Origin of the sequence: Mesorhizobium sp. M0571 (genome assembly GCF_040320985.1) — a bacterium.
Taxonomy (GTDB): Bacteria; Pseudomonadota; Alphaproteobacteria; order Rhizobiales; family Rhizobiaceae; genus Mesorhizobium.
Genome location: NZ_JAMYQT010000014.1, coordinates 43,715 through 56,957 on the forward strand (window position 1 = coordinate 43,715; position 13,243 = coordinate 56,957).

10 protein-coding genes and 1 pseudogene are annotated in these 13,243 nt (G+C 63.3%); 6 read left to right on the top strand and 5 right to left on the bottom strand.

Features of this window, described 5'->3' with window-relative positions; genetic code table 11:
• Positions 1-87 precede the first annotated feature (87 nt).
• Positions 88-399, bottom strand: a pseudogene (locus NKI85_RS17820) (elongation factor 4); the annotation flags it as partial.
• A 265-nt stretch (positions 400-664) separates the two neighbouring features.
• Here NKI85_RS17820 and NKI85_RS17825 point away from each other — a divergent pair.
• Positions 665-1,732 (top strand): cyclic nucleotide-gated potassium channel, encoded by a 1,068-nt coding sequence (locus NKI85_RS17825; protein ID WP_352527571.1) that lies wholly within the window; start codon positions 665-667, stop codon positions 1,730-1,732.
• Between the two features lie 129 nt (positions 1,733-1,861).
• On the opposite strand, the gene lepA is transcribed toward NKI85_RS17825, so the two are convergent.
• Positions 1,862-3,667, bottom strand: coding sequence for a translation elongation factor 4 (gene lepA / locus NKI85_RS17830; protein WP_352527569.1), 1,806 nt, complete (start codon positions 3,665-3,667; stop codon positions 1,862-1,864).
• Positions 3,668-3,824: 157 nt separating this feature from the next.
• Between lepA and NKI85_RS17835 the strand changes: the two genes are divergently transcribed.
• From NKI85_RS17835 to msrA, 4 genes are all read left to right on the top strand, one after another.
• Positions 3,825-4,910 carry a TadE/TadG family type IV pilus assembly protein gene (locus NKI85_RS17835; protein ID WP_352777185.1) on the top strand — a complete coding sequence of 362 codons (1,086 nt, stop codon included), beginning with the start codon at positions 3,825-3,827 and terminating at the stop codon, positions 4,908-4,910.
• A 222-nt stretch (positions 4,911-5,132) separates the two neighbouring features.
• The gene (locus NKI85_RS17840; RefSeq protein ID WP_352777188.1) at positions 5,133-5,849 is read left to right on the top strand and encodes a DUF1223 domain-containing protein; all 717 of its coding nucleotides are present in this window, start codon (positions 5,133-5,135) and stop codon (positions 5,847-5,849) included.
• A 77-nt stretch (positions 5,850-5,926) separates the two neighbouring features.
• Positions 5,927-6,199 carry a hypothetical protein gene (locus NKI85_RS17845; protein ID WP_352777189.1) on the top strand — a complete coding sequence of 91 codons (273 nt, stop codon included), beginning with the start codon at positions 5,927-5,929 and terminating at the stop codon, positions 6,197-6,199.
• A gap of 89 nt (positions 6,200-6,288) precedes the next feature.
• Positions 6,289-7,023: a peptide-methionine (S)-S-oxide reductase MsrA gene (gene msrA / locus NKI85_RS17850; protein ID WP_352777191.1), complete on the top strand. Its 735-nt coding sequence runs from the start codon at positions 6,289-6,291 to the stop codon at positions 7,021-7,023.
• An 8-nt stretch (positions 7,024-7,031) separates the two neighbouring features.
• On the opposite strand, the gene NKI85_RS17855 is transcribed toward msrA, so the two are convergent.
• The 3 genes from NKI85_RS17855 to NKI85_RS17865 form a co-directional block, all read right to left on the bottom strand.
• Positions 7,032-9,566 carry a mechanosensitive ion channel family protein gene (locus NKI85_RS17855; protein ID WP_352777193.1) on the bottom strand — a complete coding sequence of 845 codons (2,535 nt, stop codon included), beginning with the start codon at positions 9,564-9,566 and terminating at the stop codon, positions 7,032-7,034.
• A gap of 101 nt (positions 9,567-9,667) precedes the next feature.
• Positions 9,668-10,672, bottom strand: coding sequence for a cytochrome d ubiquinol oxidase subunit II (locus tag NKI85_RS17860; protein ID WP_352777195.1), 1,005 nt, complete (start codon positions 10,670-10,672; stop codon positions 9,668-9,670).
• The gene (locus NKI85_RS17865) at positions 10,669-12,042 is read right to left on the bottom strand and encodes a cytochrome ubiquinol oxidase subunit I (protein WP_352527556.1); all 1,374 of its coding nucleotides are present in this window, start codon (positions 12,040-12,042) and stop codon (positions 10,669-10,671) included. The genes NKI85_RS17860 and NKI85_RS17865 overlap by 4 nt, the downstream gene beginning before the upstream one ends.
• A gap of 263 nt (positions 12,043-12,305) precedes the next feature.
• Here NKI85_RS17865 and NKI85_RS17870 point away from each other — a divergent pair, with 263 nt between their 5' ends.
• Positions 12,306-13,232: an ABC transporter ATP-binding protein gene (locus NKI85_RS17870; protein ID WP_352527554.1), complete on the top strand. Its 927-nt coding sequence runs from the start codon at positions 12,306-12,308 to the stop codon at positions 13,230-13,232.
• The last annotated feature ends 11 nt before the right edge of the window (positions 13,233-13,243 follow it).

Genomic DNA, 13,243 nt, shown 5'->3' on the forward strand with positions numbered 1-13,243 from the left:
GCTGCCTCCCCCGCTTTCGAAGCCTGCCATCGATTCACCGGATCGATGTCTCGGCGCCACGCTTCGCGCCGACGCCCGACCGGCTCCTCAATCGCCCATCTTCAGCGCCTGGATAAACGCCTCCTGCGGGATATCCACCTTGCCGAACTGGCGCATCCGCTTCTTGCCCTCTTTCTGCTTGTCGAGCAGCTTGCGCTTGCGCGAGACGTCGCCGCCGTAGCACTTGGCCGTCACATCCTTGCGCAGCGCCGAGATGGTTTCGCGGGCGATGACCTTGCCGCCGATCGCCGCCTGAATCGGGATCTTGAACAGATGGTTCGGGATCAGCTCCTTCAGCTTCTCGCACATCTGGCGGCCGCGCTTTTCCGCCGCGGTGCGGTGGACCAGCATCGACAGGGCGAGGTGCCGGCAAGGCCCGAGGCGCCGCCGATGGCGAGGCACTCTCGCCTGTTTGACTTGCCCACGCGGCTCCGGTGTCAACTCGAAATTGACAAGGGAGTGAAGGAGAAAAAAGCGGAGACTATCGAGAGAGCGGCCCGCAGCGCCCACAGTCGACAAAGTCAGCCTTGCCGAGAACCGATATCGGCGTGGCGACAGTAAGCACCTTTACGCTTGCCTCGAAGGCATCCTATTTTGGAGGATAGTAGCCGCTCGTGGGCATAGAATGTCGGCACTGCCTTTCTTAAGAATTTACGCGCCGCTAAACGCGGTGCTGGCTGCGCCTGGGCTTCTGGCGGTGGCTGCGCTCACGATGCCGAACATGTCCGGACGAAGCAGACTGGCTCTGACTGCCGTGCTCGCTGTCATTTGGGGCGCCTATCTTCTGCAGATGGCCGAGACGCTGCTCAAGCGCCGGGCGGCAGACCTTCGAGACAGGACGCCGGCAATCGCAATCGATGTGCTCGCGGTTTTGGTTCCACTCGCCGCATTTCTGCTCGACGGCACGCCCGACCGGAGCCTCTACTGTGCTGTCTGGCTGCTGAAGCCGCTGCGCGACTCGACCTTCTTCCCGGTGCTGGGCAGGGTGCTGGCCAACGAAGCGCGCAACCTGATCGGCGTCACCACGCTCTTCGGCGTCGTTCTGTTCGGTGTCGCGCTCGCGGCCTATGTCATCGAGCGCGACATCCAACCGGAAAAGTTCGGCAGCATCCCCCAGGCAATGTGGTGGGCGGTGGTCACGCTGTCCACCACCGGCTATGGCGACGCTATTCCGCAAAGTTTCGACGGCCGCGTCCTTGCCGGGGCGGTCATGATGTGTGGCATCGGCATCTTCGCGCTCTGGGCTGGCATTCTTGCCTCCGGCTTCTATCAAGAAATCCGTCGCGAGGATTTCGTCCGCAATTGGCAATTGGTTGCCGGCGTGCCGTTGTTTCAGAAGCTTGGCCCGGCCGCGCTGGTCGAGATCGTGCGAGCGTTAAGACCTCGTAATTTGCCGGCGGGCGCCGTGATCTGCCGCAGTGGCGAGACCGGTGATCGGATGTTCTTCGTCGTGGAGGGGCGCGTCAGCGTCGTGATGCCGAACCCGGTGGAGCTTGGCCCCGGCGCCTTCTTCGGCGAGATGGCGCTGATCAGCGGCGAACCGCGTATGGCGACCGTCAGCGCCGCAACAGCGGTCTCACTCCTGTCGCTGCACGCGGCGGATTTCCAGATGCTGTGCAGCAGCAGCCCGGAGATCGCGGAAATCATCCGCAAGACCGCGCTTGAGCGGCGTGGCGCGGCACCGATGGCTTGATCGTGCAGCTTCAGCGTCGCGCTGGTGGGAGCCAGCTGCCTCCGGCAGCTCCCCGCTTTCGAAGCCTGCCATCGATTCACTGGATCGATGTCTCGGCGCCACGCTTCGCGCCGACGCCCGACCGGCTCCTCAATCGCCCATCTTCAGCGCCTGGATAAACGCCTCCTGCGGGATATCCACCTTGCCAAACTGCCTCATCCGCTTCTTGCCTTCTTTCTGCTTGTCGAGCAGCTTGCGCTTGCGGGAGACGTCGCCGCCGTAGCATTTGGCGGTGACATCCTTGCGCAGCGCCGAGATCGTTTCGCGGGCGATGACCTTGCCGCCGATGGCCGCCTGGATCGGGATCTTGAACAGATGGTTCGGGATCAGCTCCTTCAGCTTCTCGCACATCTGGCGGCCGCGCTTTTCCGCCGCTGTGCGGTGGACCAGCATCGACAGCGCGTCGACCGGCTCCTCATTGACCAGGATCGACATCTTCACCAGGTCGCCTTCCTTGTAGTCGGTTAGGTGATAGTCGAAGGAGGCGTAGCCCTTTGAGATCGACTTCAGCCGGTCGTAAAAGTCGAACACCACCTCGTTAAGCGGCAGATCGTAAATCAGCATGGCGCGCTTGCCGACATAGGAGAGATCGAACTGGATGCCGCGCCGGTCCTGGCAGAGTTTCAGGATACCGCCGAGATACTCGTCCGGGGTCAGGATGGTGGCGCGGATCCATGGCTCCTCGATGGCCGAGATCTTGACCACGTCGGGCATGTCGGCCGGGTTGTGCAGTTCCTTGACCGAGCCGTCGTTCAACAGCAGGCGATAGACGACGCTAGGTGCGGTGGCGATGAGGTCGAGGTTGAATTCGCGCTCCAGCCGCTCCTGGATGATTTCGAGATGCAGCAGGCCGAGGAAGCCGCAGCGATAGCCGAAGCCGAGTGCCGCACTGGTTTCCATTTCGAACGAGAAGGACGCGTCGTTGAGGCGCAGCTTGCCGACCGCGGCGCGCAAATCCTCGAAATCGGCGGCGTCGACCGGAAACAGGCCGCAGAACACCACTGGCTGCGCCGGCTTGAAGCCGGGCAGGGCACTTGCCGTCGAGCGCTTGTCCTCGGTGATGGTGTCGCCGACGCGGGTGTCGGCGACTTCCTTGATCGAGCCGGTGAAGAAGCCGAACTCGCCGGGACCGAGCTCGTCGACATTGATGCGGGCCGGGGTGAAGACGCCGGTGCGCTCGACCAGGTGCTTGGCGCCGGTGCCCATCATGCGGATGGTCTGGCCCTTCTTCAGCACGCCGTCGATGATGCGGACCAGCACGATGACGCCGAGATAGGCGTCGTACCAGCTGTCGACCAGCATCGCCTTCAGCGGGGCCGTGATGTCGCCTTCGCGCGGTGGCGGCAGATCGTTGACGATGGCTTCCAGCACGTCGGGAATGCCGAGGCCGGTCTTTGCCGAAATCAGCACGGCGTTGGAGGCATCGATGCCGATCACCTCCTCAACCTGCTCGCGGATGCGCTCGGGCTCGGCGGCGGGCAGGTCGACCTTGTTCAGCACCACGACGATCTCGTGGTTGTTGTCGATCGCCTGGTAGACATTGGCCAGCGTCTGCGCCTCGACGCCCTGGCTGGCGTCGACGACCAGCAGCGAGCCTTCGCAGGCGGCCAGCGAACGCGACACTTCATAGGCGAAGTCGACATGGCCGGGCGTGTCGATCAGGTTGAGGATATAGTCCTCGCCGTTATTGGCGTGGTACTTCAGCCGCACCGTCTGCGCCTTGATGGTGATGCCGCGCTCACGCTCGATATCCATCGAGTCCAGCACCTGCTCCTTCATGTCGCGCAGCTCCAGCCCGCCGGTCGACTGGATCAGCCGGTCGGCAAGCGTGGATTTGCCATGGTCGATATGGGCAACGATGGAGAAATTGCGGATGTTTTTGATCGGCGTGGTCATGCGGCGCGCTTTAGCAGGGGCACGATGCATCGGCAAGCGGCGGGGCGCGGGTGCGGCGGCGGGGGCCAAAGTCGTTAAACTTTGATCCATGAGATTAGAGCATAGTTTGCGCCCGGCGTGATAGCCCACCGGCCTATCGCCGTTTCGGGGGATCGGAATGCCGCTGTCAGCACGCAAATTTCTCAAATCGGTGGGCGGCTCGTTCGCGCCAATGCTCGCCATTTTGCTTATCCCGATGGTTGCCGCATTGGGTTTTTCCATCGACTATACCTCGGCGGTTTCAACCAAGGCGTTGATGCAGAACGCGCTCGATGCCGCTTCGCTGTCGATCACGACGCTGGCGACGACCACGTCATTGGCGGACCGCCAAGTAAGCCTGCAGGACTCATACTTGGCCAATGGCGGGCAAGGCACGGCCAAGCTCGACAGCTTCGTCGTCGCCGCCGACGGTACCGCCAGCATCAAGGCTTCGGCCGGTTTTGCCATGCCGACCAGCTTCATGCAGATCGCCAAGATCAACACGGTGCAGGTCGGCGTCGCGTCGGCAGTGACAAAGCGGCCGGCGCTGGTGCAGGCCACGTTCAAGGTCGACAAGATCTCGGGCTATTGGGGCAAGACGATGACGCTCTATGGCACCAAGTTCGGTGACACGGTGGCCAACAAACTAATGAAGATCACCTACGCATACAATAATTTTGGCGATCCAAAGGGCTACGGCACGTCGACCGTGTACACGGTCAACGGAACGACGAGCACGATGGTCCAGCAGCAAGTATGCACGACCGCGATCGTGATCAGCTTCTACGGCCTGCCCACCACCACGATTGTCCAGACCGACTCCTATGGCAGGAAATACGCGACCACCTGTGTCACCACCACGTTTCCCGCGACCGGAGCCGGCGCGGTGATCGACGTCAGCCTGATGGACCAGTTGTATTTGCAGATGGATGTGCCGTCCGCTGCTTCGGCCAACCCGCCGCAGCCAACCGTGCTCAAGTCAAACGATCCGGCGACATCGAACCGGCTCTATATGGGCACAAGCCCGACCGACATGGTCGAGGTCGCGACCGGTCAGGTCGTCGACATCTTCACCGCCGTGCCATGCGGCCAGACCAGCTTGCAGGCCTGGGAAGACGGCGGCAATCCCGTACCGGCAGCAGTCTCCAATGCAGACTTCTCTTACTTCGTGACCGGCAAGTGCGCCTTCAATCAGCGGGCATCGGAAACGCTGCTGACGCAATAGGCAGCCTGCGGCGGGGCGCTGCGGTAAGGCCTTATCGCAGAATTCATCGCAACGCCGCTCGGCCATGCCGGGCGGCGTTGCCGTTTGCGGGCAACCATCTTCCCTTCTCCCCTTGTGGAGAAGGAAAGAGCCACGAACGATCACGAAGCGGTGATGCTGTAACGAACCGCGCGGCGGCGGCGAAGCATGGACATGGAACGATGTCTGCGCAGGAGAAACGCGATGACCGGATCGGCAGCGAAACGCAGCACGGCCCTGATGGGGCTCGCCGCAATGCTGTTTTCGGCAGCTGGGCTTTCGGCAACAAGCGCGGCCGCCGCTCAGAAGCTGACCGTGATCGAGCTGTTTACCAGCCAGGGCTGCTCGTCCTGCCCGCCGGCCAATGCCAATCTGATCAAGGTCAAGGACCGGCCAGGCGTGCTGGCGCTGTCCTTCAACGTCACCTACTGGGATTATCTCGGCTGGAAGGACACATTCGGCAGAGAAGAATTCACCCAGCGCCAGGTCCGCTATGAACCGTCGCTCGGCCGTTCCGGCCCGTTCACGCCGCAAGTGGTGGTCAACGGCAAGGCCGATGCCGTCGGCGCCATGCCGGGCGAGATGGAGCAGCTGATTTCGAGCGGCGGCCACGCTGACGGACCTTCGCTGTCGCTCGCCGGCGGAAAGGTCAGCATCGGCGCCGGTCCGGTGCCGGACGGCAAGGCCGACGTCTGGCTCGTGCGTTACGACAAAGGCGTCGTCGAGGTGCCGGTGTCACGCGGCGAAAACACCGGCCGCACGCTGCCGCACGCCAATGTCGTGCATTCGCTGACCGGGCTGGGCAGCTGGGCCGGCGATGCCACCGTGCTGCCGCTGCCGGCCGCCGCGAGCGGCCTCAGCACCGCCGTTCTGGTGCAGGTGCCGGGCGGCGGGCCAATTCTCGCTGCCGCTACGAACTAGAATCAGCGATTGCGCAATGCCGCAGGAGCGGCGCCGCGTGCCCACGACTCCATGCTACCTAACCCAAGGAGACCACCATGACCAATCGCCTGACCCTGCCGGCATTCGCCTTCGCACTTTGCTCGACGGCGCTGGTCGGCGGAGGCGCGACGCGGGCCGAAGATACGATGAAGCCGGCGAATGCCATGGCGCCTGACGCGATGGCCACGACCGCGATGAAGGCTGCTGACCCGATGAAAGCGGGCGATCCGATGAAGGCCGACTGCATGAACAAGGCCGCCGCCGAGACGGACGCCATGAAGAAGGCCGAAGCGACCAAGGCCTGCGATGCCATGGCTCCGGGCAACTAGGCAGGGCGGCCGCCGATGCGCACAGCAATGTGAGAGCCCGGCGGCCCTATCCGTCGTATAATCCACAACACCAGTATGGGAGATCAGACATGACCGGAGAACCAGCCGTGAAACGATCGTCGATTTTCGCAAAAGCGGCGCTTGCCGCGCTCATCCTCACGGCTGCCGCTGCCGTGTTCTGGCAGACGCCGGCCGTCTCGGCCGAAGACGCGGTGGTGATCCCGCCGCCGGCGCTGGACGAGAAGGCCATCGCCGGCACCGAAAAGGCGGTCTTCGCCGGCGGCTGCTTCTGGGGCGTGCAAGGCGTCTTCCAGCACGTCAAAGGCGTGACCAGCGCGGTGTCCGGCTACACAGGCGGTGACAAGGAAACGGCCGTCTATGAAATGGTCGGCACCAGCCGGACGGGCCATGCCGAATCCGTCGAGATCACCTACGAGCCATCCAAAGTCACCTATGGCCAGCTGCTGCAGGTGTATTTCTCGATCGCGCACAATCCGACGCAACTGAACTACCAAGGGCCGGACAGCGGCACCCAATACCGCTCGACGATCTTTGCCGAAAACGACGCGCAGAAAAAGATCGCCGAAAGCTACATCGCCCAGCTCGACAAGGTCAAGGTGTTTGCAAAGCCGATCGTGACGACGCTGGAGACCGGCAAAGCCTTCTATCCGGCCGAGGACTACCATCAGGACTTCCTGACGCTCAACCCGACCTATCCCTATATCGTCTACAATGACTTGCCCAAGGTCGAGAATCTGAAGCGGCTGTTCCCCAACCTCTACAGCGAAAAGCCGGTACTGGTGCTGGCCGCCAACAAGAGCTGATTTTTGCGCTACTCCCCCCTGCGCCAGGGCAGGCTCCAGCGCACTTTCTCCAGCGTCGCCTTTGCCTCGGCCGAGTCCGGGTCGGGCTCTGTCTCGCGATAATGCGCCGAGCCCTGAGGCGGGTAGGCAAGCGTGTTGTTAAGGGCAAATTTGTCGATCTGGCTGAAGTCGGGGAAAGGCAGGTTTTCCGTCTCGCGCCAATCGCTGACCCTTTTCTCCGCGGCGATGCGTTTTTCGTCGTCGACCGGAAAGTCGGTGGCTCTGTATTCCAGCGATGAGGGGAAGGCGAACTGCGCGCCGGCATCATCCATGATGTTGATCATGGACAGCAGGATGTCCTCGCGGATGGCTTGAAATTCGGCCACGTCGGCGGTTTTGACGTAGGTGAACACGTCGATATCGAGCGAATAGGCGCCGAAGCCGACAAAGCGCACGCGGCACGGCTCGTCGATGACGCGCGGATGGGCGATCAGCAGCTTGCGCAGCTCGGCCAGGACGTAACGCAGCTGATCGGGCGTGGTCTCGTAGCGCAGCTGCAGCGTCGTCGCGAACCGGGTGCGGTCGCGATGCGCGTAGTTCTCGATCTGCATGCCGGCGAAATCCGAGTTCGGCACCGAGATGATCGTGCGGTCGAGCGACCGGATGCGCGTCGAGCGCATGCCGATATGCTCGATCGTGCCGGACTGGTCGCCGAACTTGCAGAAGTCGCCGACGCTGACCGGCCGGTCGGCATAGAGCGTCAGGCCGGAGAGGAAGTTTTGCAGCGTCGGCTGCGCCGCCAGCGCCACCGCCAGACCGCCGATGCCGAGACCGGCAATGACGCCTTCGTAGGGAATGGCGAGCACTTCGGCCAACAGCAGGAAGGCGACGACCAGGACGGCGACGCGCGCCACGCCGGTGGACAGCGAAATCAGCGTGTCGTGATAGCCGGGCACCTGCCACAGTCCGCGATAGTGGTCGGCGACCTTGCCGATCAGGTGCCAGACCACCGGCACGGCGCCGATCACGATCAGGCTCCAGGCTATTGCCTTGACCGGGGCCGCGACCACCTGCGGCAGACCGAGCGGGCGCAGCGTCAACAGCAGGAAGAAGCCAAGCACGATCGAGCGCACCGCCCATTCGACGATGCGGAAGAAAGCCGGGCTGTCCGTCCTCCGTACAAACAAGGAAATCAGCGCATTGGCGATGAAGCCGAAGACGATGCCGGCCAGTGCGGCAAGGCCGAGCATCGACCATTGCCAGTGCTCCATCGGACCGGCGCGGGTAAGCAGGCCGGGGCTGATCTGACGGGCAAGGCCACGGGCGATGAAAAACGGGTCGGTGCTGGCGAAGGCGGCGAATTCCGGCGCCACCGGCACGTCTTCAACGTCGGCATAGAGCGTGCGGATGTGGGCGAGCGTCTCGGGCGTGAACTGCCAGATCTTGCCCTTCTCAGTCTCGACCGGGCCGATGACGATGTTGCCGGCGGGATGCTCGAAATAGACGAAGGGGGTGTTGCTCTTCGGATCGTCCGGGATCTCCTGCCAGTAGACGTAGCCGATACGGTCGATCACCTTTTTGAGATAGCGCTCGAGCAGGAACGCCTCGTCGCCGCGCACCGCCGGAGTGTAGTTGCGCAGGTCGAGCGCCGCCTGTGCCGGATCGCCGGCCTCGGTGAGGCCGCTCAACAGCACCTTGAACGTATCGCGCGGCGAGGCAAGCTTGCTCGGATCGTCGACCATGTCGACGGCCTCGCCGCGCGCTTCCTGGAATTCGGCGAGCTTGGCCTGGAGCTGGGCGAGCGGCGGTCCGACGATAAACCACTCGCCATTCTTGCGGCGAAAGGTGAGGTCGAAGGAAACCCTGGTGCCGTATTGCGGCAGCGTCGCCGTCACCTCGTCGCCGGCAATGGCGTCATGCGGCAGGCTCCACAGACGGAACGTCGCGTTGTCGATGACGGTGAACAGGAGCTTGGTGTAATCGGGCATGTTGAGGCCGCCGCGCTCGGCCTCGGTGACGTCGATGAGGCCCGCTGCCAGACCGGCAAGACCCATGCCGCCGCCGGTCGCGCGCGGCACATTGTCGGCGCCGCTCTCGTTCATCGTCTGCAGGAACGAGCGCATGGTGCTCATCGGGCTCGACTGGTCGACACGGACGTCCTCGACGGCACTGACGCGCACGCCTGTCCACCATTCGGCGGTGGCGGCATCGAAGCGGCCCATGAAGCTTCCGCCGTCAGGCGACTGGACGAAGGTGAAGGCGCCTTGGCGGTCGCCTTCGAACCAGTGGCCGACAAGCTTATCGCGTTCGGCCTTCGCCTCGATGCGGCCGTTATAAAGCGGGTAGACGCCCTTTACGTCAGTGCCGGTCTGCTCGAACTTGATCTGGGCGCCACCGCCGCGCCACTTCGTGTCCCACACGCCGGTCCAGTTGACCGTGTCCTGGGCATGCGCCTGCGGCGTGGCCGGCAGCAGGCCGGCAAGCGCCAGTGCGCCGATCAGCGCGACCGTCCGGATCAGCATCAGAAACAGCCGATCCTGTCTTGCCGCAAAAAAGGGGGTCATTCTATTGCCCTTCTTCTGCCGGCGATACTGCTGGGCCGGCCAGAGAAGGTTATTCCGCTTGAAGATGAATATTCTGTTTCAGGCGACGCTGGCAACGCCGGTCAATCATAGGTCAGGTCCGTCGCCTTGCCGGCGAACACGCGGTAGGCAAAGAACGAATAGAAGATGATGATCGGCAGCACGACCACCGTGCCGACCAGGATGACGGCCAAGCTTTCGGGTGCCGAAGCAGCCTGCCAGATGGTCAGCCGGTCGGGCACCACGAAGGGGTAGAACGACCAGGCGAGCCCGGCAAAGCCGAGCGTGAAGATCGCGGCCAATGTCAGGAACGGGAGCAGCGCGTGGCGGTCGTCGGGCTTCGGCAGATGAAAAGTCTGGCGCCACAGCCACAGGAACAGCACTGCCGACAGGATTGGCAACGGCGACAAATAGAGCATGGCCGGCCAGACGAACCATTTGTCGAAGATGCGCGCGCTGGCAAAGGGCGTGGCCAGCGATACCGCAACCATGCCGAGCGCGGCCAGCACCAACGCCGTGCGCAGCCACAGCACCGCCTTCTTCTGCAAGTCGCCTTCCGTCTTGTAGATGACCCAGGCCGCGCCCATCGCCGCATAGGCGGCGGCAAGGCAGAGTGCCACCAGCGCGCCGAAGGCGATGCCGCCAGGGCCGACGTCGAGGCCGAGCACATAGACGCCGAGCATGTAGCCTTGCGCCAGCGAAGCGATGACCGAGCCGAGGAAGAAGATGCGGTTCCAGCGATGCTTCCTGCCGGCCGGCACCTTGGCGCGGAAATCGAAGGCAACGCCGCGCAGGATCAAGCCGACCAGCAGCACGAAGACAGGAATATAGAGCGCGGTCAGGATGGTGCCGTGCGCCAGCGGGAAGGCGACCAGCAGCAGGCCGACGGCCAGCACCAGCCAGGTCTCGTTGGCGTCCCAGAACGGGCCGATGGCGGCGATCATTGTATCCTGCTCGGTATCTTCGGCTGCGGCGAACAGGATGCCGATGCCGAGATCGAAGCCGTCGAGGATGACGTAGATCAGGATGGCGAGGCCCATCAGGCCGGCGAAGATCAAAGGCAACAGGGTCGGCCAGTCGAAGCTCATGATGTTTCTCCTGGTTGCGCAACCGGCTGCGACAGCGGCCTGTTCATGACGCCCGGCAGCGGCGAGGTGTCACCCTCCTTCGCCGCCTTCAGCGCCAGATGCACCAAGACGCCTAGATAGGCGATCAGCAGCAGCAAGTAGAGGATGAGATAGACCGCAAGCGACAGCGCGACATGACTGCCGGCGACCGGGCCGACAGCATCGGCGGTACGCAGCACGCCGGTGACCAGCCAGGGCTGGCGGCCGATCTCAGTGGTGTACCAGCCGGCCAGCGTCGCCAACCAGCCAGACAGCGCCATCGGCACCATGACCAGCGCCAGCGGCTTAGGCAGACTGTGGCGACGCTTGAGGAAGAAGGCCGCCGACCACGAGACGACGAGCATCAAGAGGCCGGTGCCGACCATGATGCGAAAGCCCCAGAACACAGGAAACACCGGGGGGTGGTTGCCGGCATAGTCGTTCAGCCCCGGCACGACGCCGCCGGCGCTGTGCCTGAGGATGAGGCTGGCGCCGTCGGGAATGGTGAGCTCGAACCTGTTCTCCTTGGCCGCTTCGTCGGGAAGCGCAAAGAGCACCAGCGGTACGTTGGGGCCAGTATTCCAGTTGGCCTCCATGGCGGCGATCTTCTGCGGCTGATGCTCCAGCGTGTTGAGGCCGTGCTGGTCGCCGGCAAAGATCTGGATCGGGATCAGGATCGCGGCGGCGAAGACGCCAGTGCGCAGCGCCTTCCACATCGATTCCGAGCGATCGCCGTAGAGATAGCGCAGCGCCGACAGGCCGGCGATGAGAAAGGAGACGGTCAGCCCCGAAGCAAGCAGCATGTGGACGAGCCGGTAGGGCATGGATGGGTTGAAGATAATGGCCCACCAGTCGGTAGCGTGCGCAACACCATCGCGCATTTCGAAGCCGGCCGGCGTCTGCATCCACGAATTGAGCGCGATGATCCAGAAGGCAGATAGGGTGGTGCCGCCGGCCACCAGCACCGTCGCCAGCGTGTGGACGCGGTTTGAGACGCGACGGAAGCCGAACAGCATGATGCCGAGGAATGCTGCCTCGAGGAAGAAGGCGGTCAGGATCTCGTAAGCCAGCAGCGGGCCGGCGATGTTGCCGACCGTCTCCATGTAACCCGGCCAGTTGGTGCCGAACTGGAAGCTCATTGTGACGCCGGAAACGACGCCCATGGCGAAGGACAGCGCGAACACCTTCACCCAGGTGAAATAGGCGCGCATCCAGGCGGAATCGCCCGTCGCGTTATAGCGGAGCTTGAAGAACAGCAGCACCCAACCGAGCGCGATGGTGATCGCCGGAAACAGGATATGAAACGAGATGTTCGCGCCGAACTGTATGCGCGACAGGATGAGCGGGTCCATGGCGGCTCCGGCTGCTGCTTGCTTGTAGAAGGATAGGCTGGATGCGCCGGACGGTCAAAGCGGCGTCCCGCCGCGAGGCGGAACGCCGCAGTGCCGTTTAATCTGCTTTTGCGTGGAATTTGGCTGGACGACCAAGCAAGTGTTGCCTATTTCGGCGAACCTCGGTGTCCAGAACTGTCAGGAGCGCCATTGACATCCGGATTTGCGCACCGACATTCAGCGGATTAAATCAACAACTCTGTTTCAAGCAGCCGTTTTCAGCCATGCAGCCGATCATTTCGATTTCCGGGGTCACCAAGACCTATGCCACCGGCTTCAAGGCGTTGAAGGAGATCAATCTCGATATCGTGCGCGGCGAGATATTTGCGCTGCTCGGGCCGAACGGCGCCGGCAAGACGACGCTGATCTCGATCGTCTGCGGCATCGTCAATCGCTCGTCGGGCAGCGTCACGGTCGACGGCCATGACATCAACCGCGACTACCGCGCCGCGCGCGGCCTGATCGGGCTGGTGCCGCAGGAACTGACCATCGACGCCTTCGAGAGCGTGTGGGCGACGGTCAATTACAGCCGCGGCCTGTTCGGCAAGCCGGCGAACCCCGCCTTTGTCGAGAAGGTGCTGCGGGATCTCTCGCTGTGGGACAAGAAGGACGCAAAGGCGATCACGCTGTCCGGCGGCATGAAGCGCCGGCTGATGATCGCCAAGGCGCTGTCGCACGAGCCGCGCATCCTGTTCCTCGACGAACCGACAGCAGGCGTCGATGTCGAGCTGCGCAAGGACATGTGGGCGATGGTGCGCCGGCTGCGCGAGGACGGCGTCACCATCATCCTGACCACGCATTACATCGAGGAAGCCGAGGCGATGGCCGACCGCGTCGGCGTCATCAACCGCGGCGAGATCGTGCTGGTCGAGGACAAGGCCGAGTTGATGCGCAAGCTTGGCCGCAAACGGCTTGTGCTGGAACTGCGCAGTCCGCTGGCCACCGTTCCCGACGCATTTTCGCGCTATGCGCTGGAGCTTTCGCCGGATGGCGGACAGCTGACTTATACTTATGACAACCAGAGCGAACGGCCGGGCGTCGCCTCGCTGATCCGCGAGCTCGAGGCGGCCGGTATCCAGTTCCGCGACATCGACACGGAAAACAGCTCGCTCGAGGAGATCTTCGTCAATCTGGTGAGGAAACAGGCATGAACCTGCGCGCG

Excerpts from the sequence above, each read along its gene's own strand:
- NKI85_RS17845 (WP_352777189.1), top strand. The coding sequence starts at position 5,927 with ATGACCAATCGCCTGACCCTGCCGGCATTCGCCTTCGCACTTTGCTCG.
- NKI85_RS17835 (WP_352777185.1), top strand. The coding sequence starts at position 3,825 with ATGCCGCTGTCAGCACGCAAATTTCTCAAATCGGTGGGCGGCTCGTTC.
- lepA (WP_352527569.1), bottom strand. The coding sequence starts at position 3,667 with ATGACCACGCCGATCAAAAACATCCGCAATTTCTCCATCGTTGCCCAT.
- NKI85_RS17840 (WP_352777188.1), top strand. The coding sequence starts at position 5,133 with ATGACCGGATCGGCAGCGAAACGCAGCACGGCCCTGATGGGGCTCGCC.
- NKI85_RS17855 (WP_352777193.1), bottom strand. The coding sequence starts at position 9,566 with ATGACCCCCTTTTTTGCGGCAAGACAGGATCGGCTGTTTCTGATGCTG.
- NKI85_RS17870 (WP_352527554.1), top strand. The coding sequence starts at position 12,306 with ATGCAGCCGATCATTTCGATTTCCGGGGTCACCAAGACCTATGCCACC.
- NKI85_RS17825 (WP_352527571.1), top strand. The coding sequence starts at position 665 with ATGTCGGCACTGCCTTTCTTAAGAATTTACGCGCCGCTAAACGCGGTG.
- msrA (WP_352777191.1), top strand. The coding sequence starts at position 6,289 with ATGACCGGAGAACCAGCCGTGAAACGATCGTCGATTTTCGCAAAAGCG.
- NKI85_RS17860 (WP_352777195.1), bottom strand. The coding sequence starts at position 10,672 with ATGAGCTTCGACTGGCCGACCCTGTTGCCTTTGATCTTCGCCGGCCTG.
- NKI85_RS17865 (WP_352527556.1), bottom strand. The coding sequence starts at position 12,042 with ATGGACCCGCTCATCCTGTCGCGCATACAGTTCGGCGCGAACATCTCG.